The organism is Oceanibaculum pacificum (assembly GCF_001618175.1).
Classification (GTDB): domain Bacteria; phylum Pseudomonadota; class Alphaproteobacteria; order Oceanibaculales; family Oceanibaculaceae; genus Oceanibaculum; species Oceanibaculum pacificum.
Map to the genome: position 1 here is coordinate 1 of NZ_LPXN01000136.1, position 20,810 is coordinate 20,810.

Annotated in this window: 16 protein-coding genes; 7 read left to right on the forward strand and 9 right to left on the reverse strand. The window is 66.1% G+C overall.

Going from position 1 to position 20,810, the window contains the following annotated elements; translation table 11 throughout:
• The 3 genes from AUP43_RS19465 to AUP43_RS14290 all read left to right on the forward strand — a co-directional run.
• On the forward strand, positions 1-592 hold a 592-nt coding region (locus tag AUP43_RS19465), incomplete at its 5' end, for an OmpA family protein (RefSeq protein WP_232315182.1).
• 82 nt (positions 593-674) lie between these two features.
• Complete coding sequence (locus tag AUP43_RS14285) at positions 675-1,808, forward strand: flagellar motor protein MotA (RefSeq protein WP_067558456.1); 1,134 nt, start codon at positions 675-677, stop codon at positions 1,806-1,808.
• Positions 1,805-3,247, forward strand: coding sequence for a peptidoglycan -binding protein (locus tag AUP43_RS14290; RefSeq protein ID WP_067558458.1), 1,443 nt, complete (start codon positions 1,805-1,807; stop codon positions 3,245-3,247). The genes AUP43_RS14285 and AUP43_RS14290 overlap by 4 nt, the downstream gene beginning before the upstream one ends.
• A gap of 5 nt (positions 3,248-3,252) precedes the next feature.
• On the opposite strand, the gene AUP43_RS14295 is transcribed toward AUP43_RS14290, so the two are convergent.
• Genes AUP43_RS14295 through AUP43_RS14305 form a run of 3 tightly spaced genes read right to left on the reverse strand, consistent with a single transcriptional unit; the run spans position 3,253 to position 6,057 of the window.
• Positions 3,253-4,560: a TRAP transporter large permease gene (locus tag AUP43_RS14295; protein WP_067558461.1), complete on the reverse strand. Its 1,308-nt coding sequence runs from the start codon at positions 4,558-4,560 to the stop codon at positions 3,253-3,255.
• Positions 4,557-5,033 (reverse strand): TRAP transporter small permease, encoded by a 477-nt coding sequence (locus AUP43_RS14300; protein ID WP_067558464.1) that lies wholly within the window; start codon positions 5,031-5,033, stop codon positions 4,557-4,559. The genes AUP43_RS14295 and AUP43_RS14300 overlap by 4 nt, the downstream gene beginning before the upstream one ends.
• On the reverse strand, positions 5,023-6,057 hold the full coding sequence (locus tag AUP43_RS14305) for a TRAP transporter substrate-binding protein (RefSeq protein WP_067558466.1): 1,035 nt from the start codon (positions 6,055-6,057) through the stop codon (positions 5,023-5,025). The genes AUP43_RS14300 and AUP43_RS14305 overlap by 11 nt, the downstream gene beginning before the upstream one ends.
• A 150-nt stretch (positions 6,058-6,207) precedes the next feature.
• Here AUP43_RS14305 and AUP43_RS14310 point away from each other — a divergent pair, with 150 nt between their 5' ends.
• Positions 6,208-7,977 carry a gamma-glutamyltransferase family protein gene (locus AUP43_RS14310; RefSeq protein ID WP_198154918.1) on the forward strand — a complete coding sequence of 590 codons (1,770 nt, stop codon included), beginning with the start codon at positions 6,208-6,210 and terminating at the stop codon, positions 7,975-7,977.
• Between the two features lie 4 nt (positions 7,978-7,981).
• Here the strand turns inward: AUP43_RS14310 and AUP43_RS14315 are convergent, their stop codons facing one another.
• Positions 7,982-9,295 carry a GAF domain-containing sensor histidine kinase gene (locus tag AUP43_RS14315; RefSeq protein WP_067558472.1) on the reverse strand — a complete coding sequence of 438 codons (1,314 nt, stop codon included), beginning with the start codon at positions 9,293-9,295 and terminating at the stop codon, positions 7,982-7,984.
• Positions 9,296-9,378: 83 nt separating this feature from the next.
• A complete protein-coding gene (locus AUP43_RS14320) occupies positions 9,379-12,435 on the reverse strand; it encodes an ATP-binding protein (protein ID WP_067558474.1) in 3,057 nt (1,018 codons plus the stop codon).
• 133 nt (positions 12,436-12,568) lie between these two features.
• On the opposite strand from AUP43_RS14320, the gene AUP43_RS14325 reads away from it, so the two are divergent.
• On the forward strand, positions 12,569-13,114 hold the full coding sequence (locus AUP43_RS14325) for a PAS domain-containing protein (protein WP_067558476.1): 546 nt from the start codon (positions 12,569-12,571) through the stop codon (positions 13,112-13,114).
• 46 nt (positions 13,115-13,160) lie between these two features.
• Here AUP43_RS14325 and clpA read toward each other — a convergent pair whose 3' ends face one another.
• The 3 genes from clpA to AUP43_RS14340 all read right to left on the reverse strand — a co-directional run bounded on the left by clpA (position 13,161) and on the right by AUP43_RS14340 (position 16,708).
• On the reverse strand, positions 13,161-15,488 hold the full coding sequence (gene clpA / locus AUP43_RS14330; RefSeq protein WP_067558478.1) for an ATP-dependent Clp protease ATP-binding subunit ClpA: 2,328 nt from the start codon (positions 15,486-15,488) through the stop codon (positions 13,161-13,163).
• 5 nt (positions 15,489-15,493) lie between these two features.
• A complete protein-coding gene (clpS, locus tag AUP43_RS14335) occupies positions 15,494-15,823 on the reverse strand; it encodes an ATP-dependent Clp protease adapter ClpS (RefSeq protein ID WP_067558479.1) in 330 nt (109 codons plus the stop codon).
• A 342-nt stretch (positions 15,824-16,165) separates the two neighbouring features.
• Positions 16,166-16,708, reverse strand: a complete 543-nt coding sequence (locus AUP43_RS14340; RefSeq protein WP_067558481.1) for a phasin family protein — start codon at positions 16,706-16,708, stop codon at positions 16,166-16,168.
• 243 nt (positions 16,709-16,951) lie between these two features.
• Here AUP43_RS14340 and AUP43_RS14345 point away from each other — a divergent pair, with 243 nt between their 5' ends.
• Both AUP43_RS14345 and AUP43_RS14350 read left to right on the forward strand, forming a co-directional pair.
• The gene (locus AUP43_RS14345) at positions 16,952-17,719 is read left to right on the forward strand and encodes a peptidase (protein WP_067558483.1); all 768 of its coding nucleotides are present in this window, start codon (positions 16,952-16,954) and stop codon (positions 17,717-17,719) included.
• Between the two features lie 162 nt (positions 17,720-17,881).
• Positions 17,882-19,144: a D-alanyl-D-alanine carboxypeptidase family protein gene (locus tag AUP43_RS14350; RefSeq protein WP_084462827.1), complete on the forward strand. Its 1,263-nt coding sequence runs from the start codon at positions 17,882-17,884 to the stop codon at positions 19,142-19,144.
• 23 nt (positions 19,145-19,167) lie between these two features.
• On the opposite strand, the gene AUP43_RS14355 is transcribed toward AUP43_RS14350, so the two are convergent.
• Complete coding sequence (locus AUP43_RS14355) at positions 19,168-20,589, reverse strand: methyl-accepting chemotaxis protein (protein ID WP_232315183.1); 1,422 nt, start codon at positions 20,587-20,589, stop codon at positions 19,168-19,170.
• Positions 20,590-20,810 lie beyond the last annotated feature (221 nt).

Below are 20,810 nucleotides of genomic sequence, written 5' to 3' on the forward strand. Positions count from 1 at the left end.
CGCCCCTTCGCCAGCGACCCCGGCCGCGCCCGCCGCGATGCCGGCGCCGGAACCGGCCCGTACCGCCGCGCTGCCTTCCGCCCGTCCGGAACCGGTTACGCCGCCGGCGCCGCCGCGTCCGGTCGCCCCGCAGGAGGCGCCTCGGGCGGCTGCCCAGCCTTCTCCGCAGGCCCAGCCTTCTCCGCAAGCCAAGCCGGCGCCTGCCGCCCGGCCTACCGAGCAACGCACCGCCGCCTTGCCACCCGCCGCCGCGGCGCGGGAGACCGCCCCCCGCGCCATCGATGGCGGCTTCAGCCTGCCGTTCCCGGCGGGCGGCAGCGATCTTGCCGACCAGGCGCGGGGCCAGCTTGCGCCCATCGTCCAGCGCTTGAAGGCGGATGACGGCTTGCGCGTGCAGTTGATGGCCTATGCCGCCGGCGACGGCAGCTCCAGCAGCCAGGCGCGCCGCGTCTCGCTGTCGCGGGCGCTGGCCGTGCGTTCTTACCTGATCGAGCAGGGAATCCGCAGTACCCGCATGGATGTCCGCGCGCTGGGCGACACCAACAGGGACGGTTCGGCCGACCGCGTCGATGTCCGAATTGTCGGCCGTTGACCGCCGGCACAGCGAAACCCGACCATATATGCGCCGCTAGCCGGGCGCGCATCCCCCGTTCCGCCGCGAAAGGCAGAGCCTGATGAGCACGCCGAAACGCTTTCTCACCCGCATGGTGATCTTCCTTGTCGCGGTGGCGCTTTCGGCGGCCCTGCTGTTTCCGACGCTGCGCACCGCCTTCATGACCAGCCCGATTCTGAACGGCATGATCATCGCCGTGCTGCTGCTGGGCATCGTCTATATTTTCCGCCAGGTGCTGATGCTGGGGCCGGAGGCGGCCTGGATCGATTCCTTCCGGCGCGGCGGCAACACCACGGCCGTGCAGCGCCAGCCGCGCCTGTTGAACCCGGTCGCCACGCTGCTGACCGAGCGCCAGGGCCGGGTCAGCCTGTCGGCGATATCGCTGCGCTCGCTGCTCGACGGGGTGGCCTCGCGGCTGGACGAATCGCGCGACCTGTCGCGCTACCTGGTCGGGCTGCTGATCTTCCTGGGGCTGCTGGGCACCTTCTGGGGGCTGATCCAGACCATCGACGCGGTCGGCAAGGTAATTGCCAACCTGTCCTTCTCCAGCGGCGATCTGGGCACCGTGTTCCAGGAGTTGCAGGCCAATCTGGAATCGCCGCTGGCCGGCATGGGCACGGCCTTCAGTTCCTCGCTGTTCGGCCTGTCGGGCTCGCTGATCCTGGGCTTCCTCGATCTCCAGGCCGGCCAGGCGCAGAACCGGTTCTATAACGAGCTGGAGGATTGGCTGTCCAGCATCACCCGGCTGGGCTCCGCCGGGCCGGTCAGCGAGGGCGAGGCCTCGATGCCGGCCTATGTGCAGGCGCTGCTGGAACAGACCGCCGATACCATCGACCGGCTGCAACGCACCATTGAGCGCGGCGAGGAAAGCCGGCGCAGCGCCAATAACAACCTGATCTCGCTGACCGAGAAGATGAGCGTCATGACCGACCAGATGCGGGTCGAGCAGTCGCTGATGCAGAAGATCGCCGAGGGCCAGTTGGAGCTGCGGCCGGTGCTGGCGCGGCTGGCTGATACCTCCAGCTTCGGCTCCGACGAGCAGACCCGCGCCCATATCCGCAATATGGAGCTGTATCTGGCGCGCCTGCTGGAGGAAAGCTCCAGCGGCCGCAACCAGGCCATCGAGGAAATCCGCAGCGAAATCCGGCTGCTCGCCCGCACCATCGCCGCCATCGCCGAAGAAAGCCAGCGATGAGCGCGCTTCGCCGGCAGCGTCGTCAGCTCGACATCTGGCCCGGCTTCGTCGATGCGCTGGGCGCGCTGCTGGTCGTCATCCTGTTCCTGCTGATGGTGTTCATCGTCGCGCAATTCTATTTGACCCAGGCGCTGACCGGGCGCGAGCAGGCGTTGCAGCGGCTGGAACGGCAGATCGTCGAACTGACCGACATGCTGGCGCTGGAACGCGAGACCAACGCCGACCTGCGGCTGAACATCGCCCAGCTTTCGGCCGAGTTGCAGGGCTCCGTCGCCACCCGCGACGATCTGACGGCGCGCGTCAGCCAGGTGGAGACACAGCGCGATACGCTGCAGGAGCGGCTTTCGTCCGCCCTGGCCGACCTGGAAGGCGCGCAACAGAAGCTGGACACGGCGGAGACCGGGCGCGACCAGGCCTCGGCCGACCTGATGGACGCCTATAAGGTGATCCAGGCCGACAAGGCCGCCATCGAGGCGCAGCTGCGCGACCTGGAGCGGCTGAATCGTGACATCGCCGCCTTGCGCAAGGTGCGCGAGGAGCTGGAGGCGCGGGTAACCCAGCTTGCCGGCGCGGTCCAGACGGCCGAGCAGAAGGAGCAGGAGGGCGCGGCGGCGCTGGCCGACCGCGAGCAGCGCATCGACACGCTGACCAGCGAGCTGACCGCCCTGCGCGACCGTTCCAAGGAGCTGGAGGCGCGCCTCAGCACGCAGGAGGAACGCACCGCGCTGGCCCAGAGGGATATCGAGACCAAGGACACCGCGATCAGCCGTCTGCGCGGCGCGCTGGAGAGCGAGGAGAAGCTGTCGGCCCAGCAGCAGGACCAGATCGCCATCCTCAACCGGCAGATAGTGGCGCTGCGCCAGCAGCTCGCGCGGATCAGCGAGGCGCTCGATATTTCCGAGGCCGAGAGCAAGGAGCAGGAGGCGCAGATCGTCGATCTCGGCCGCCGCCTGAACCTGGCGCTGGCCAGCAAGCTGGAAGAGCTGGCGCGCTATCGCTCGGAATTCTTCGGCCGGCTGCGCCAATTGCTGGAGGACCGGCAGAATGTGCGCATCGTCGGCGACCGCTTCATCTTCCAGTCCGAAGTGTTCTTCGATTCCGGCGCCGCCGCGCTGGCCCAGGGGGGACAGGCGCAGCTGAACCAGCTTGCCACGCTGCTGCAGGAAATCGGCAGTCAGATCCCGTCCGACATCGATTGGGTGCTGCAGGTCGAGGGTCATACCGACAATGTGCCGATCTCGACCCCGCAATTCCCGTCGAACTGGGAATTGTCGACCGCGCGCGCCATCTCGGTCGTGCGCCAGCTGATGGCGGCCGGCGTTCCCGCCGCCCGCCTTGCCGCCGCCGGCTATGCCGACAACAAGCCGATCGCCAGCAACGACACCGAAGCCGGCCGCCGGCAGAACCGCCGGATCGAATTGAAGCTGACCGCCCGCTAGGCGCGCTATGTGATTGCCAGCAGCCATAGCGACAGCCCCGGCACGGCGACCAGCAGGGCGATGCGCAGGGCGTCGGCGGCGAGGAAGGGCAGCACGCCCTTGAAGGTCTCCAGCATCGGCACCTCGCGGGCGGCCTGGTTGATGATGAAGACGTTCAGCCCGACCGGCGGGGTGATTAGCCCCACCTCCACCACGGTCAGCGCCAGAATGCCGAACCAGATGGCGGTCTGGTCGGGCGTCAGGCCGAAATCCAGCGCCATGATGACGGGGAAGAAGATCGGCACGGTCAGCAGGATCATCGACAGGCTGTCCATCACACAGCCCAGCGCCAGATAGATCGCCAGGATCGCCAGCAGCACCAGCAGGGGAGCAAGGCCGCTGCCGCCGATGATCGCCGCCGCCTCCACCGGCATGCGGGTCAACGCCAGGAAGGCGTTGAAGATCTCCGCGCCCAGCAGCACCAGGAAGATCATCCCGGTCGCCTCGGCGGTGGCCTTCACGCACTCGACCAGCCCGGCCAGCCGCATGCCGCCCTTGGTCACTGCCATCAGCCCGGTGCCGAAGGCGCCGATGGCCGCCGCCTCGGTCGGCGTGAACCAGCCGCCATAGATGCCGCCCACCACCAGAGCGAAGATCAGCGCGACCGGCCAGATGGCGGCCAGCGCCGCCAGCCTTTCCGCCGCGCCGCGGCGTGGGCCGGCCGGGCCGGCGGCGGGGTCGCGGCGCACCACCAGGGCGATGGCCAGCATGTAGAAGATCGCTGCCAGCACGCCAGGCACGAAGGCGGCGACGAACAGGCTGGCGATGTTCTGCTCGGTTAGGATGGCGTAGATCACCAGCACGACGGAGGGCGGGATCAGAATGCCCAGCGTGCCGCCGGCGGCCAGCGTGCCGGTGGCCAGCCGGCCGGAATAGCCGTGGCGCTTCATCTCCGGCAGGGCGACCTGCGCCATGGTCGCGGCGGTCGCCAGCGAGGAGCCGCAGATCGCGCCGAAGCCGGCGCAGCCGCCGATCGCCGCCATGGCAATGCCGCCGCGCCGATGGCCGATGAAAGCGGCCGCCGCATCGAACAGCGCGCGGCTGATGCCGGCCTTGGCGGCGAACTGTCCCATCAGCAGGAACAGCGGCACCACCGACAGCGTATAGCTGGAGAACAGCGCGTATGGCCCGGTCTTGAGATAGCCCAGCAGCGGCAGCCAGCCCGACGCCAGCACATAGCCGGCCCCGCCGACCATCAACAGCGCCACGCCGATGGGGATGCGCAGCGCCAGCAACAGCAGCAGCACCGGGAAGCTGAGCAGCGCCAGGGTCATGGACGCGGCCTTAACGCTGTGTAGAGGGCGGTCGCCGCCAGCAGGGCGCAGAAGAAGGTGGCGGGTACATAGCCCCACCAGACCGGCAGGGCCAGGATCATGCTGGTCTCGCCATACTGCCGGTAATCCAGCCCGCCCAGCCATAGCCGCCAGCACAGCAGGACGGCGATGCCGGCCAGCAGCAGCCCGCCGATGCGGTCCAGCGCGCCCCTCACCGCCAGCGGGGCCTTGGCGGTGAAGATATCGACCGCGACATGACCGCCGCGCATCTGGCAATAGGGCAGGAAGGCGAAGACGGCGGTCGCCACGCCCAGCTCCACCAGCTCGTAATCGCCGGGAACGGGCAGGGCGAAGAGGGCGCGACCCAGCACGCTGGCCAGGGTCATCACGGTCAGGGCGACCAGCACCAGCCCGCCGAACACCGCGCCGGCGGCAGTCAGCCTCTCCAGCAAGCGGCCTGGGCTAATTCCCATCGGTATGCTGGGTGACCAGCAGGCGGGCATCGTCCAGCAGCTTCGCGCCGTCGATATTCTTGCCCTTCATCTCCGCCAGCCAATCGTCGATCACCGGCTGGCTGGCCTGCTGCCAGCGCAGCAGCTCCGGCCCTTCGATGCGGTTGAAGGCGTGGCCGGCCTCGACCGCGACCTGGCGCGCCTGCGCCTCCGTCTTCTCCCACACCGCACCGGCCCATTGCGCCGTCTCCAGGCCGGAATGGGCATCGATGGCGGCCTTCAGCGCGTCCGGCAGCCCGTCATAGCGCTGCTTGTTCATCGCCAGCAGGAACACGGCGGTGTAGATGCCGCGCGGCCCGGCGATCTCGGTATTGCTGTCGGTCAGCTCATGGATGCGCAGCGCGGTCGTCACCTCATAGGGCAGCAGCGCGCCGTCGATCACGCCCTTGGACAGCGCTTCCGGCACCTGCGGCACCGGCATGCCGACCGGGGCAGCGCCCAGCGCCGCCAGCATCTTGTTGGAGATGCGGGTGGGGGCGCGGATCTTCAGCCCCTTCAGATCGCCCAGCGTGGCGATCGGCTTCTTGTTCATATGGAACGCGCCGGCGGCGTGGACGTGGAACAGGATCGGGTGCACGGCGGCGAACTCGTCCGCCAGATGCTTCTCGGCGAAGGCCTGCACCGCCTGGCTGGTCGCCTTCGCGGTGCCGGCCACGAAGGGCAGCTCGAACACCTCCACCTTGGGAAAGCGGCCCGGTGTGTAGCCCGGCAGGGTCCAGACGATATCCACCACCCCGTCGCGCACCTGGTCGAACAGCTGGGGCGCGCGGCCGCCAAGCTGCATCGAGGGATAGATTTCCACCTTGATGCGGCCCTTGGCAGATTCCTCCACCTTGCGCGCCCACGGCTCCAGGAAGTCGGCCTGGGTATGCGAGGTTGCCGGCAGGAAGTGATGCAGCCGCAGCGTCACCTTCTGCTGCGCGGCGGCCGGCTGGGCGACCAGGGCCAGCATAAAACCGGCAAGGGCGAGGGCGATGGTTCTCATAAAGGCCTCTCCTGCTGTGTGGGAGGTCAATACCTCCTTAACGGTGTGTCCCGCAATGCCGAGAAGAGCGCCCATGGGCGCATGCCGCTTGCAATCGAGTCAGGGGGAGGCTTTGCTTGCCGGCAAAGCGGATGAATAAAGGAGGATGCTGTGAGCGGTCAGTCGCAAGATTTGCCCGGTGGCGGGCTGGGGCTTGGGTCCGGGGCGCACCGGCCGGTGACGCTGGGCAGCCGGCATATGGTGGCGGCGGGACATCACGCCGCCGCGCAGGCCGGCCTGGCGATCCTGGAGGCGGGCGGCAATGCGGTCGATGCGGGCGTGGCCGCCGGCATGGCGCTGGGCGTGCTGCAGCCGGACCTGGTGAATGTGGCCGGCGTCGCGCCGACCATGATCCGCATGGCCGAGACCGGCGAGGTGGTGACGATCAGCGGCCTCGGCTGGTTCCCCAAGCAGGCCAGTTCCGCCTATTTCCGCGATCATCATGACGGCGAGATTCCGCCCGGCCTGCTGCGCGCCGTCATTCCCGCCGCGCCGGACGCCTGGATCACCGCGCTGGCGAAATACGGCACGATGCGCTTCGCCGATGTCGCCGCCGCCTCGATCCGCTTCGCCGGGGAAGGGTTCCCGACCCATGCGCTGCTGGCCGATTTCGTCGGCGCCAACGAGCAGGGTTTCGCGCGCTGGGAGGCGAACCGCGCCATCTACCTGCCGCAAGGCCGGCCGCCCCGGCCGGGCGAGCTGTTCGTGCAGGCTGATTTGGCGCGGATGCTGACCTACATGGCGGAGGCGGAGAAGGCTGCCGGAGGCAGCCGCGAGGATGGGCTGAAGGCCGCGCGCGACGCGTTCTACAAGGGCGATATCGCCCGCGCCATCGCCCGCTATCACACCGAGAATGGCGGCTGGATGACCGAGCAGGATCTGGCGGATTTCTCCGTCGCCATCGAGAAGCCGGCCAAGGGCCGGTTCCGCGACATGGAGGTCTATACCTGCAATGTCTGGTGCCAGGGGCCGGTGCTGATCCAGATGCTGAAGCTGCTGGCCGGCGCCGATCTGCGGGCGCTGGGGCATAACAGCCCGGCCTATATCCATCTGCTGACCGAGGCGATGAAGCTGTCCTTCGCTGACCGCGAGGCCTATTACGGCGATCCGCGTTTCGTCGATGTGCCGCTGGAGGCGTTGCTGTCGGACGCCTATGCCGATCTGCGGCGCGGGCTGATCGACCCGAAGAAGGCCTGGCCGGGAATGCCGCCGGCGGGCGATCCGCGCACCATGCGCGCGGTGTTGGGCAATGGCGGCAGCGACGCGCCGGTGCGCACGGACGAGCCGGCCCTGTCGCCCGACACTTCCTATGTCTGCGCGGTGGATCGGTGGGGCAACGTGTTCTCCGCCACGCCCAGCGATACCTCGAACGACATGCCGGTGATTCCGGGCCTCGGCATCTGCCCTTCCTCGCGCGGCTCGCAGGCCTTCACGCAGGAAGGGCACGCCAGCGAGGTGATGGGCGGCAAGCGCCCGCGGCTGACGCCGAATCCGGCGCTGGCGGTGTTCGACAATGGGGCGCTGATGCCGTTCGGCACGCCCGGCGGCGACGTGCAGTCGCAGGCCATGCTGCAGGTGCTGCTGAATGTCTCGGTGTTCGGCATGGATACGCAGAGCGCCATCGACGCGCCGCGCTTCGCGACCTACAGCTTTCCGGATTCCTTCGCGCCGCACCCCTATTATCCCGGCCGCCTCAGCGTCGAGGGACGGATCGCGGGGGCGACCGCCGACACGCTGGCCAGGCTGGGCCACGACGTGGTGCGCTGGCCGGACTGGACCTGGAAGGCGGGCGGCGTGTGCGCCATCGTGGCCGATCCGGCGACTGGCTTGAAGGCGGGCGGGGCGGACCGGCGGCGGCCGTCCGGCGTGGCCGGGCTGTAGCGCCTCAGGCGTCGGCGGCGAGAGGCATCGGCTCGCGACCGGCCTTCGGGAAGGTCAAGCGCACGCAGGTGCCCTTGCCGGGGGTGCTGTCGATCTCGAATTCGCCGCCATGCAGCCCCATCAGGGCACGCGCGATGGGCAGGCCCAGGCCGGTCCCGGTGTGTCGCCGGCCCAGATCGCTGTCGACCTGGCCGAACGGGGCCAGGGCCTGCTGGATTTCCTCCGGCGTCATGCCGATGCCGCTGTCGCTGATCTCGATGTGGGTATCGCCGGCCGCCGTGGTGGAGAAGGCGAGGGTGACGATTCCGCCGGAGGGAGTGAATTTTACCGCGTTGGACAGCAGGTTCAAGATCACCTGCTTGGCCGCCCGCTCGTCGCCATACAGATCGGGCGGCGGCTCGGCGAAGCGGCTGCGCAGATGCACATGGCTCTCGCGCGCCTGGCTTTCCATCAGCGTCAGGCAGGCGCGCGACAGGGCGCGCACCTCGATGGGCTTCGGCTCGATCTTCATCTTGCCGGCCTCGATCTTGGAGATGTCGAGGATGTCGTTGATGATCGACAGCAGATGCCGGCCGCTATCGTGGATCGAGACGGAATAATCGCGGTAGCGCACCGCCCCCAGCGGGCCGAACATCTCCTTCCGCATGATGTCGGAAAAGCCGATGATGGCGTTCAGCGGGGTGCGCAGCTCGTGGCTCATATAGGCCAGGAACTCGGTCTTGGCGCGGTTCGACAGCTCCGCCTCCTCGCGCGCCTGCCACAGCGAGACGGCCAGCGCTTCCATCTCCCGGCCGCGCTGTTCCAGCTCCTTCACCGCCTCGTTCTGCTTTTCGATGGAGCGCCGCAGCTCCAGCTCCACGATGATCTGGCGGGCCAGCACCTGAAGCGTTCTGCGCTGCGTCTCGGTCAACGAGCGCGGCACGCTGTCGATGGCGCATAGCGTGCCCAGGCGATGGCCCTCCGCGGTTTCCAGCGGCGCGCCGGCATAGAAGCGGATATTCGGTGTGCCCTGCACCAGCGCCATGTCGCGGAATCGCGCGTCGGCCAACGTATCCTCCACCACCAGCATATCGGCTTGCTGGATGGCATGGGCGCAGATCGAGGTATCGAGCGGGGTTTCCTGAAGCTGAAAACCCTGGGCCGATTTGAACCATTGCCGGTGTTCGTCGACGAAGCTGATCAACGCCACGGGCGTGCCGCAGATTTCGGTAACCAACTGCGTGATGGCGTCGAATTGGGGTTCCGGCGGCGTGTCGAGAATGGCGTAGCGTTGCAGCGCCGCCAGCCGACTGGTTGTTTTAAACGCGGTTCCCGTCATCCGGTAATCCTTGTCGGAAGCCGTCGTGCGCCCTCGCCGCCGGATCGACATGCCAGCAGGGTATACGCAATAAACTTAACAAATCAATTATAGGTAGTGTCGGGCGCGTCAAGCAGGGCACGCAGCTTGCGGGCCAGCTGGATTTTTTTGTATGGCTTGGAAATCAAATGCACGCCGCTATCCAGCTTGCCCTGGTGGATGATCGAATTCTCGGTGAAGCCGGAGGTGAACAGGATGCGCAGATCGGGCCGTAGCGCGCGCACCGCCGCCACCAGATCGTGGCCCATCAGGCCGCGCGGCAGCACCACGTCGCTGAACATCAGGGCGATGCCGTCCGGATCGGCGCTCAGCGCCGCCACCGCCTCGGCGCCGGTCGAGACGGCGATGCTGCGGTAGCCCAGATCGTGCAGGATGCGCTCCACCGTGCGGCGGACCATATCCTCGTCCTCCACCACCAGGATGGTTTCGCCGCGTCCGCGGGGTTCCAGATTCTCCGGCGCCAGGGGATCGACAGCCGCCGGGGCCGCGTCATGCACGCGCGGCAGGTAGATCTTCACCGTCGTGCCGTGGCCGACTTCGGAATAAATCTTGATGTGGCCGCCGCTCTGCTTCACGAAGCCATAGGCCATGGACAAGCCAAGCCCGGTGCCCTGCCCATCCGGCTTGGTGGTGAAGAACGGATCGAAGGCGCGGCTGAGCACGCTGGCGGGCATGCCGCTGCCGGTGTCGGTCACGGCGATCATCACATACTGGCCGGCCTGCGCATCGTGGATTGCGGCGTAATCGTCGGACAAGTGGCCATTGCCGGTTTCGATGGTCAGCTTGCCGCCCTCCGGCATGGCGTCGCGGGCATTGACCGCCAGGTTGACCAGCACGTTCTCCAACTGGCTGCGGTCGGCGCTGGTCAGCCATAACCCGCCGCTCAGCACCGTCTCGACCGAGATGCTGGGCGGCAGCAGCCGGTTCAGCAGGCTGCCCATGTCGCGGATCACCCGGTTCATGTCCAGCGTGTCGGGTTGCAGCGGCTGCTTGCGCGAGAAGGCGAGCAGCTTGCGGGTCAAATCGGCCGCGCGCTCGGCCGCCGACAGGGCGAGGCGCATTTCCTCCGCGCCGGTCTCGACCGCCGGGCGCGCCTCCAGCGCCAGATCCAGATTGCCGATGATGACTTGCAGCAGATTGTTGAAATCATGCGCCACGCCGCCGGTCAGCTGGCCGATGGCGTCCATTTTCTGCGCCTGGCGCAAGCGCTCCTCGGTGTCGCGGCGCTCAGTGATGTCCTGGATCACGCCGAACATGCCGATCGGTTGGCCGGCCGCGTCGTGTTGCAGGTGATACTCGGTCCAGCAGATGCGCTCCCGGCCGGACGGATGGACCAGACGCAGCTCGGTGGCGCCGCGAATGCCGGTCTGCCGGGCTTCCTCGATCAGGCCGATAACCCGGCGGTAATCGTCAGGATGGATCGCCCGGCGCATCTGTCGGCCCTCGATCCGGAGGGCGGTGTCGGCATCCTCTAGCCCCAGCATCTGCGCCATGACGGGAGAGACGACGGCGCTGTCATTATCCGCGTTCCAGCGCCAGGTGCCCAGCCTGGCGATGCGCTCGGCCTCCACGAAATCCAGCTGCGAATCGGCCAGCGCCGTGTAAAGCCGGGCATTCTCGATTGCGCTGGCGCCCAGGAAGGCAAGCTGCTGCAGCAGAATGATGTCCGATTCGACGAAATCTCCCTCATAGCGGTCGGTGAGTTGCAGCACCCCGAGATTGCCACCCTCCTTGTCGATCAGGGGGACGGCGATCCAGCCGTTCATGGGCGGGTGCCGATCCTTCGCCGCGCCGAAATTCAGGAAGGCGGGGTGGGCTTCCAACTCGGCCTGGGTCAGGCGCATCGGCTGGTTGTTCTCGCAGACCAGCCGGTAGATGCCTTCGCCGGTCGCCTCCTCCTTATAGTCGCGCCAGGCGGCGTATTTCTCCGAGAGCGAGATGCCGTGGATGGTCTGGGCGAAATGCGCGTTCGCCGACAGGCTGAGAACGGCCTGATGCGCGCCGATTAGTTCGCGCGCCACGTCGGTGATCTTGTTCAGCAGCGCATCGACATCGCGGATCGCGATCATGTCCCCGGACATGGCGGCGAGATAGCTGAGCTGTTCCGCCTGGCGACGCGCCCGGCCCTCGGACAGGTTCAGCTTTTCCAGATTGCGATTCTGCCGGTGCAGCGCCTTGCCGAGCAGGCGGGAGAACACGATCAGCGTCGTGACGATCACCAGCAGCACGAAGCCGTAGAAAAGGGTATGCATCAGCCAGTCGGCCAGGAAATCGTCCGCCGACAGGCCAACAAAAGCCAGGAGCGGATATTCCGGCACGGTGCGATAGGCGATCAGCCGCAATTTGGTGTCCAGCGGGCTGAGCAGCATCATCTCGCCGTTCGGCCGCTCCTCCGCCCGGTTGCCGAATATCTGCGCCACGCCCGATGCGGCCGCTGGATCCATCTTGATCGGCGGATCGCGCACCAGCATCTCGCCATCCAGGGTGAACAGGCCAAGCGTGCCGTTCTCGCCGACCTCCAGCGAGGCATAGAAGCGCTGCAGATATTCCAGCGAGAGCGATACCCCGACGATCCCGGCGAACCGCCCGTCCCAGGTGGTGAGCGGACGGGACAGGGTGAGGGCCGCCTGTTCCGGCGCGGACAGGCCGGGCACCGGGTGGCTGGGTCCGACGATCACCAGCCCCCGATTGACCGCGCCGGCATGCCCGGTGAAGCTGGGATGAGAGGACAGATCGCCCGCCAGTCGTTCCGCTTTATGCGAACTGACCAGCAATTTTCCCATATTGTCAGTGAGAAAAAAATCGACGACGCCGAGGGTGTCCGCCGCATGCATCGTCAAGAGGCGGCGATTGGTCTCGTGCAGCTCTTCCTGGAACACTGCCTCGCCCGGTATGTCCTTGGACAGGTCGAGCAGTTCCCGGTCGTAGGTGGTGATCGTCTGGCGCGTATGCTGGGCGAGCGCCGTGGCCAGGTTGCCGGCGATCTGCCGGGCCTGCTGGTAGGCGTCGTTATAGTGCTGCCATAGGCTAAGGCTCACCGCCGCTGTAATCGCCAGCGACAGGGCGACCCCGCAATAGGTGACGATACGGCTGGCTTTCATCGCCTGAAGGGAGGCTCCTGTTACGGAAGCGCCGGAAGCATGTTGAGATTGTGCGGCAATTTCTCAAGGGAGAATAAAGAAAGTTTTAATCTCCGTTCCATAAAATCATGGGTGTTTAGGCAACAGCGTATGAATGAGCATCCCAACCGACCGGATGTCCAATAGCAACGAACACGATCATGTCGCCGGTATCGGCGAGGCTGCGCTGAAGAAGGAGCTGGCGGCGCTGCTGGCCTATTGGCGGGACAAGCGCGCCGGCGCCATGGCGCGGCTGCCGTCGCGCCAGCATATCGACCCGCTGGATATACCCGGGCTGCTGCCTTTCATCTTCCTGGTCGATGTGGAGCGCCGGTCGCCGGCGCTGCGGTTCCGCTACCGCCTGATCGGCACGCGGCTGGTCGACCGCTATGGCTTCGACATTACCGGCCGCTATCTGGAGACGCTGCGCGACCGGCTATCTTATGACGAGATTTTGCAGGACTACACGCTGTGCGTGGCGCAGGCCAGGCCGGTTTCAGGCGAATATGAATATACCGATGGCGCGGGCCGGAAATGGCACTACCAGCGCCTGGTCCTGCCGCTGTCGGAGGATGGCGGCACTGTCACCATGCTGATGGGCGCTAATTGCTTCGCCGCCCGTCCCGTCGCCCTTCAGCCTTTCACCGGCGCGGGGATTTAGGGAAGGCGAGGGCCGGGTGCACCCGGCCCTCGCCAATCTCAATCCCTCAATCCGCCATTTCCGGTTCGCGGGCGGGCCGCGGGCGGGCCGGAGGCTCGTCGGGGTAGGTCAGCGCCAGCTTGCCGTCCTTCACATCGACCAGCACCGTGCCGCCCTTGGCCAGCTTGCCGAACAGCAGCTCTTCGGCCAGCGGCTGCTTGATGTTGGTCTGGATGACGCGGGCCAGCGGCCGCGCGCCGTAGGAGCGGTCATAGCCCTTTTCGCCCAGCCATTTGCGCGCCGCGTCGGTCAGCTCGATGGTCACGCCGCGGTCGGCAAGCTGGACCTCCATCTGGATCACGAACTTGTCCACCACCCGGTCGATCACCTCCTGCGTCAGATGCGCGAAGGGGACGACGGCGTCCAGCCGGTTGCGGAATTCCGGCGTGAACATGCGGTTGATCGCCTCGGTATCCTCGCCGCTGCGGGCCTCGCGCTCGAAACCGATGGCCGGCTTCTCCATGTCGGCGGCCCCCGCATTGGTGGTCATGATCAGGATGACGTTGCGGAAATCGACTGTCTTGCCGTTATGGTCGGTCAGCTTCCCGTAATCCATGATCTGCAGCAGGATGTTGTACAGGTCGGGATGCGCCTTCTCGATCTCGTCCAGCAACAGCACCTGGTGCGGATGCTGGTCGATGGCGTCGGTCAGCAGCCCGCCCTGGTCGAAGCCGACATAGCCCGGCGGCGCGCCGATCAGCCGGCTGACGGCATGCTTCTCCATATATTCCGACATGTCGAAGCGGGTCAGCTCGATCCCCATGATGGCGGCAAGCTGGCGCGCCACCTCGGTCTTGCCGACGCCGGTCGGGCCGCTGAACAGGTAGGAGCCGATGGGCTTCTCCGGCTCCCGCAGCCCGGCGCGCGACAGTTTGATGGCGCTCGCCAGCGCCTCGATGGCCTTGTCCTGACCGAACACGACATTCTTCAGGTCGCGCTCCAGATTGCGCAGGATGGTGCGGTCGTCGGTCGACACGCTCTTCGGCGGGATGCGGGCAATCTTGGCGACGACGGCCTCGACCTCCTTCACGCCGATGGTCTTGCGCCGCTTGGAGGCGGGCACCAGCATCTGCGCCGCGCCCACCTCGTCGATCACGTCGATGGCCTTGTCCGGCAGCTTGCGGTCGGAGATGTAGCGCGCCGACAAATCGACCGCCGCCTTCACCGCGTCGGCCGTGTAGCGGACATGGTGGTGCTCCTCGTAATAGGGCTTCAGCCCCATCAGAATTTTCACCGCATCCTCGATGGACGGCTCGTTCACGTCGATCTTCTGGAAGCGCCGGACCAGCGCCCGGTCCTTCTCGAAATAGGTGCGGTATTCCTTGTAGGTGGTCGAGCCGATGCAGCGCAGCGAGCCGGAAGCCAGCGCCGGCTTCAAGAGGTTGGAGGCGTCCATCGCCCCATCCGCCTTGCCCGCGCCGACCAGCGTGTGCATCTCGTCGATGAACAGGATGATCTCGCCGGCGGCCGAGGATATCTCGCTCAGCACCGCCTTCAGCCGCTCCTCGAAATCGCCGCGATAGCGCGTGCCGGCCAGCAACGCGCCCATGTCGAGCTGGAAAATGATCGACGGCTTGAGGACGTCCGGCACCTCGCCCTGCACGATGCGGCGCGCCAGGCCTTCGGCGATGGCGGTCTTGCCGACGCCGGGATCGCCGACATAGAGCGGGTTGTTCTTGGTGCGCCGGCACAGGATCTGGATGGTGCGTTCGACCTCCGCGGCGCGGCCGATCAGCGGGTCGATGCGGCCGGCCAGGGCCTTCTTGTTCAGATTAACGCAGTAATTATCCAGCGCCTCGCCGCCTTTGCCGCGCGGCCCGCCGGACGGCGCGCCCGGCTTCTCGCCCGGCGCTTCCTTCTCCTCGTCGATACCGGCGATCGGGCGGCTTTCGGTGCGCTTCGGTACCTTGGCGATGCCGTGGGAGATATAGTTCACCGCGTCGAAGCGGCTCATCTCCTGCTCCTGCAGGTAATAGACGGCGTGGCTTTCGCGCTCCGAGAACAGGGCGACCAGCACATTGGCCCCGGTCACCTCGGCGCGGCCGGAGGATTGCACATGAATCACGGCGCGCTGGACGACGCGCTGGAAGCCGGCGGTCGGCTTGGCGTCCTCCTCGCGCTTGGTCGCCAGATTGGCCAGCTCGGCATCGATATAGCCGGTCAGGTCGGCGCGCAGCTTGTCGACGTCGACGCCGCAGGCCTTGAGCACGGCGAGCGCGTCCTGATCCTCGGTCAGCGCCAGCAGCAGATGCTCCAGCGTTGCATATTCGTGCCGCCGCTCATTGGCGAAATCGAGCGCCCGGTGCAGAGTCTTCTCGAGATTACGGGACAGCATGGGGGCTATTCCTTCTCCAGCGTGCATTGCAAAGGATGCTGGTGTTGCCGGGCGAAATCCATGACTTGGGTGACCTTGGTCTCGGCCACCTCATAGGTGTAGAGGCCGCAAATGCCCACGCCACGGTGATGCACATGCAGCATGATACGCGTCGCTTCCTCCCGGGTCTTCTGGAAGAAGCGTTCGAGAACATGGACGACGAATTCCATCGGCGTATAATCGTCGTTCAGCATCAATACCTTATACAGCGACGGCTTCTTGGTCTTGGGCTTTGCCTTGACCACGACCCCAGTGCCAACCCCCGCACCGTCGCCGCCTTGATCCTGGTCGCTCATCAGGGGTGTACAATCCTTCCGTTCCGTGGAGCTTCCACTCCGTAGGCTTCCGTTGCCGAGGCGGTCCCGCCGATCCGGGATCGCCCCGACATCTTAATGATAGGGATTGCCCCTGGCTTCGCAAAGGGGGCTTTGCCGTCCCCCTGGCGAAACCGCAGTCTGGCGAAAGCCTAGCAGCGCCCCGCCCCGTTGAATGTGATGCTTTCTGGGCGTTTTGCGAGAGGCGGGCACACGGCATGCGACAAAAAAGGCCCGGCGGTTGGCCGGGCCTTTCTGTTCGGCCGGCATCCAGGGGGGCGGATGCCGGCCGGAGGGGCGCCCCTGAGGGGCAGCCGAGGAAGATTAGGCCGCCAGCGGCTTCATCATCAGCTCGACGCCGCTGTTCATGCGGGCCTTGATCGGCTCGATGGCGTCATTGGTGACCTTGATGGTCATTTCCGACAGCTTGGCGCTCTCGGCGATCAGCTGATCGAAGCTGGTCTTGGCGAAGCCGTTCTGCAGTTCGACAACGTCGCGCAGGGTCTTGCAACCCATCAGCGCCTGCATCGTCTCGGTCGCCTGCTCGACGCTGGACTGGGTGAAGCCGAACCAGGTCTTGGAGATATCCTCCACGCCCTTGGTCACGATGGCGCCGCTGGCGGTGATCGCGTCCAGGTTCTGCTTGTTGTAGCTGGTCAGCGTGTCATAGCCCTTGAAGAAGGCGTCGCTCTGCTTCGCGACATGCTCCTTGGTCAGGCCCAGCGCCTGCTCGTAGCCCTTGGTTGCGGCGTCGTTGCCGCTCTTCATCGCCGATTCCAGGGTCTGCTTGCCGGCCGCGACCATGGTCTCGACCTGCTTGATGGCAGCGTCCTGGGCGGCAGTGGTCTTCTTGGTGGTGGTCGTCATAATCAGGCTCCAATCTCGCTTTCGGGGCGTTTTCCGCTTCTCGATGCCTGTCGCGAAAGGAAGCGGCCGAATTCTTATGCTGCACTGCAACACGAGAGTAATTTAGGAAATCCGAATTCAGAGTCAATGAATTTTTTTGTGCAGTGCAGCAAAATTCCGATGGGCTGCATTTCTCCTGCCCGCAAAGCGGCATTATGGAGTAGCTTCGTGACGTAGAAATGACAGTGCAGCGCGGGGGCGTTCGTGACTTATTGCCTGGGTATCGCCATCGAAGAGGGGCTGATCGCCCTGTCGGACGGTCGCATCACCAGCGGCACCGAAGTGACGCACGCCAAAAAGCAGATGCTGCTGGGTCCGCCGGGCGCGCAATTCGTCATCATGACATCGGGTCTGCGCTCGCTGCGCGACAAGACGCTGGCCTATCTGAAGCGGGCCATGATGTCCGAGCAGGACGAAGGCTATCGCAGCATGCTGGACGCCGTCGCCGGCTATGCGGCCTGCCTGCGCCGCGTGGCCGAGGAGGATCGCGAGGCGCTGGAAACCTCGCAGCTTTCATTCAATCTGCACGCCATTATCTGCGGGCAGCTCACGCAGGATCGGGAGCCGGAAATGTTCCTGGTCTATCCGGAGGGCAACTGGATCGGGCTGGAGCAGCGCACGCCCTGTTTCTCCATCGGCGCCACCGGCTACGGCAAGCCGATCCTGGATCGCGCGCTGACCTTCGACAAGCCGATGCGCACCGCGCTTAACCTGGCCTATCTGTCGTTCGATTCGACGCGTTTCAGCGCTTCCAGCGTGGGGTTTCCGGTCGATATCAGCATCTATCTGCGGCGCGATAAAATCTGGCGCGCCGCCCGCTACGATTACGACGATGTGCGCGAGCAGCGCGAATGGTGGAACAATAATCTGACCGACCTCGCCTCCCGCCTGCCGGACGGGCCGTGGCTCAGCGATCTGCTGGCTGAGGGGGCGGGCGGCGGGCCGCGGTTCAGCCTCGTGCGGGACGACTGACTCCCTCCCAAAACGCTACCATGATACCGACAAATCTGTCGCCAATATTCATATTCGTATCAATAGGTTGTAGACTTAACTTCGAAACTGCATTAAGTTCGGCCTCATATTGGTGGTTACTGGCCACATTTCTGGGGTCCGAACGGGGCAGCGGGGGCAAGCATGGGCAGCAAAATCCGCATGAAAGCGATCATGGCGCGATGCGTGCCGCTGATACTGCTGGCTTTGCTGGCGCTTCCGGTCCAGGCGCAGGCGTCGGATAATCGCTATGCCGGGCTGGTGATCGATTACGATTCCGGCACCGTGCTGTTCGAGAAGAACGCCGATGCGCGGCGCTACCCGGCCTCGCTGACCAAGATGATGACGCTCTACATGACGTTCGACAGTCTGGAGCGTGGCCGGCTGAAGCTGGATCAGGCCATCCCCGTCTCGCGCTTCGCCGCCGGCATGCCGCCCTCCAAGCTGGGCGTTCCGGCCGGCAAGACCATTCCCGTGCGTGACGCCATCTATGCCCTGATCACCCGTTCGGCCAACGACATCGCCGTGGTGCTGGCCGAGGCGCAGGGCGGCAGCGAAAGCAAGTTCGCGCAGATGATGACCGACCGCGCCCGCAAGATGGGCATGAGCGGCACCACCTTCCGCAACGCCTCCGGCCTGCCGAATCCGCAGCAGGTCACTACCGCGCAGGACATGGCGCGCCTTGCCGTCCGGCTGATGCGCGACTACCCGCAATATTACGACATGTTCAAGGTGCGCTCCTTCACCTATCAGGGCCGCACCTACACGAACCATAACCGGCTGCTCGGCAATTTCGAGGGCACCGACGGCATCAAGACCGGCTATATCCGCGCTTCGGGCTTCAACCTGGTGGCTTCGGCCAAGCGCGACGACCGGCGGCTGATCGGCGTGGTGTTCGGTGGCCGCACCGGGGCTTCGCGCGATGCGCATATGATGGACATTCTGGATGCCGGCTTCGCGCAGACCGAAAAGCTGCTGGTCGCCAAGGCCGCGCCGCTGCCCTCGCGCAAGCCGATGCCGGAGGTTCGCCCGCAGGTCGTCGTGGCGGACGCCAGCGCCTCCGTGAAGCTGGCCGACGAAGATGCGATGGCCGAGGGCGATACCGCCGCGGTGCCGTCCACCACGGCCCTCTGGGCCGTCCAGGTTGGCGCGTTCGGCGGCGAGAGCGCGGCCCGCAAGGCCGTCGCCACCGCCCAGGATTCCGCACCCAAGGTACTGGGCGCGGCGCAGCGCCTGATCGAACGGGCCAGGCCGGAGGAGCGTCCGCTCTACCGCGCCCGTCTGGTCGGCCTCAGCGAGACTGAGGCACGACAGGCCTGCAGCATCCTGAAGACCAAGAAGATGCCCTGCGTGCCGGTCCCGCCGGAGGATACTCTTTCGGTCGCCAGCCTGCCGTCGCGCGGATAACGCAAGGCGGCCTGCCGCTTTTATTAGATTTTGTACGCCACCCGCACGCCGCCCCAATGGCGGCCCTGCACGCGGATCGGGGCGGAGCAATCCTTCATCAGCGCGAAATTGCCGCCGCCCATGTCGCGGCGATAGGTTTGCAGCAGGAAGGGCGTGGTGCTGCGGCCGGCGGCCAGGCCGACGCGGTCGTTGAACATGCGCCGGTTGCGGCTGTTCGCCGTGTTCCAGGCGACATCGCCGCGCTGCGGCTCGGAAAATTTCCGGTTATGCGTCGGCAGGTAGCCATTCTCGTCGACGCAGGCGCAGAACACGATGCGCGGGTCGGCGCCCAGCACCGGCTCCTGGATCGCCGGCAGCACGGCATCGGTGAACAGCGTCGCCCGGGTCAGGAATTGCTGCGGGTTGCTGCCCGCGATCGGCTGGTAGTTGCGGTCGAACAGATCGGCCAGCGTGATGTCGCCGCGCGCGATACCGGCCTCGAAGGCGGCGCCGATCCTGGCCGCGGCATCCTTCGCCAGGGTGATGAAGGGGGTATCGACCGTCTCGATCTCGGCGTCGGCGGTCAGGCCGATCAATTGTTCGGTGACGGTGACCAGCCGGTCGATCCGCTCGCGCGCCTGACTCAGATCCTGGCTTGAGCGCTCGACATCGCCGGTCATGCCCTCGACATGCGCCTGGAACAGCCGGCAGCGCTCGTCGATCTCCTCCGCCGCCGCGCCGATGGCGGCGGTCTCGCTGCCCACGCCCTCAATGGCGCGGCCGACCGTCTCCATGACATGATCGATGGCATCCGCCCCCTCGCGCACCGCATCGGCCTTCTGCGCGGCGGCATGGGTGCGCTGGATCAGGTCGTCGGACTGGGCGGCGAGATGGGTGAGGGTGGCGTTGATATCCTGCGTCGCCGTCGCGGTCTGGGTGGCGAGCTGCTTAACCTCGGCCGCGACCACGGCGAACCCGCGCCCGGCCTCGCCGGCGCGGGCCGCCTCGATGGTGGCGTTCAGCGCCAGCAGGTTGGTCTGCTTGGCGATGGTGGCGATCTCCTGCGCGACCGCGCCAACCTTGGCCAGCGCGTCGCGCAGGCCGGAAACCTCGGCATTGATCTCGGCCACGGCGGCGACCAGTTCCTGAATATCGCGCACCGAGGCGCCGATTTGCGCGCGCGAGCCGGCAATCTGCTGGGTCGCCGAGTCGGTCACCTCGGATACCGAGCGCGCCGCCTGGGAGACGTTATGGTTGCGCCCGGCCATATCCTCGGCGGCCTGCCGGACCTCGGTGAAGATATCGGCCTGACGCCGAACCCGGCTATCGACATCGGAGACATTGCCGGAAATATCCGCGATCTCGATCCCCAGATCGCCAACCCTCTCGGCAATGCGCTGCAAGGCATCGCGTTCCCGTCGGCGCAGGTCGCTCTCCTCCGCCGGCTCGCCTGCCATAAACGTCATCCAACCTCCCATGCGTTTATCGTTTGAAGAATGATAGCCTGCATTTCGTAAGAATCACGCAAATCAATGACGCGTAATTATCTAAAATTACGCGATAAGGGCCGAGGGCGTTGCTATAGTTGCGGCCATGCTCGGGCCGAGGTCTGTGCCGTGTCTCCCCTCATCCGGCTTTCGTTAGGCTCGTTCCTCGCCAAGCTGCAGCATCCCTCGCCCCGGAAGGG

Bases quoted from the DNA above. Each gene is read 5' to 3' on its own strand.
- AUP43_RS14305 (WP_067558466.1), bottom strand. From the start codon at position 6,057: ATGAGAACCATCGCCCTCGCCCTTGCCGGTTTTATGCTGGCCCTGGTC.
- AUP43_RS14300 (WP_067558464.1), bottom strand. From the start codon at position 5,033: ATGGGAATTAGCCCAGGCCGCTTGCTGGAGAGGCTGACTGCCGCCGGC.
- AUP43_RS14340 (WP_067558481.1), bottom strand. From the start codon at position 16,708: ATGACGACCACCACCAAGAAGACCACTGCCGCCCAGGACGCTGCCATC.
- AUP43_RS14295 (WP_067558461.1), bottom strand. From the start codon at position 4,560: ATGACCCTGGCGCTGCTCAGCTTCCCGGTGCTGCTGCTGTTGCTGGCG.
- AUP43_RS14350 (WP_084462827.1), top strand. From the start codon at position 17,882: ATGGGCAGCAAAATCCGCATGAAAGCGATCATGGCGCGATGCGTGCCG.
- clpA (WP_067558478.1), bottom strand. From the start codon at position 15,488: ATGCTGTCCCGTAATCTCGAGAAGACTCTGCACCGGGCGCTCGATTTC.
- AUP43_RS14285 (WP_067558456.1), top strand. From the start codon at position 675: ATGAGCACGCCGAAACGCTTTCTCACCCGCATGGTGATCTTCCTTGTC.
- AUP43_RS14320 (WP_067558474.1), bottom strand. From the start codon at position 12,435: ATGAAAGCCAGCCGTATCGTCACCTATTGCGGGGTCGCCCTGTCGCTG.
- AUP43_RS14290 (WP_067558458.1), top strand. From the start codon at position 1,805: ATGAGCGCGCTTCGCCGGCAGCGTCGTCAGCTCGACATCTGGCCCGGC.
- AUP43_RS14315 (WP_067558472.1), bottom strand. From the start codon at position 9,295: ATGACGGGAACCGCGTTTAAAACAACCAGTCGGCTGGCGGCGCTGCAA.
- AUP43_RS14355 (WP_232315183.1), bottom strand. From the start codon at position 20,589: ATGACGTTTATGGCAGGCGAGCCGGCGGAGGAGAGCGACCTGCGCCGA.
- AUP43_RS14325 (WP_067558476.1), top strand. From the start codon at position 12,569: ATGAGCATCCCAACCGACCGGATGTCCAATAGCAACGAACACGATCAT.
- clpS (WP_067558479.1), bottom strand. From the start codon at position 15,823: ATGAGCGACCAGGATCAAGGCGGCGACGGTGCGGGGGTTGGCACTGGG.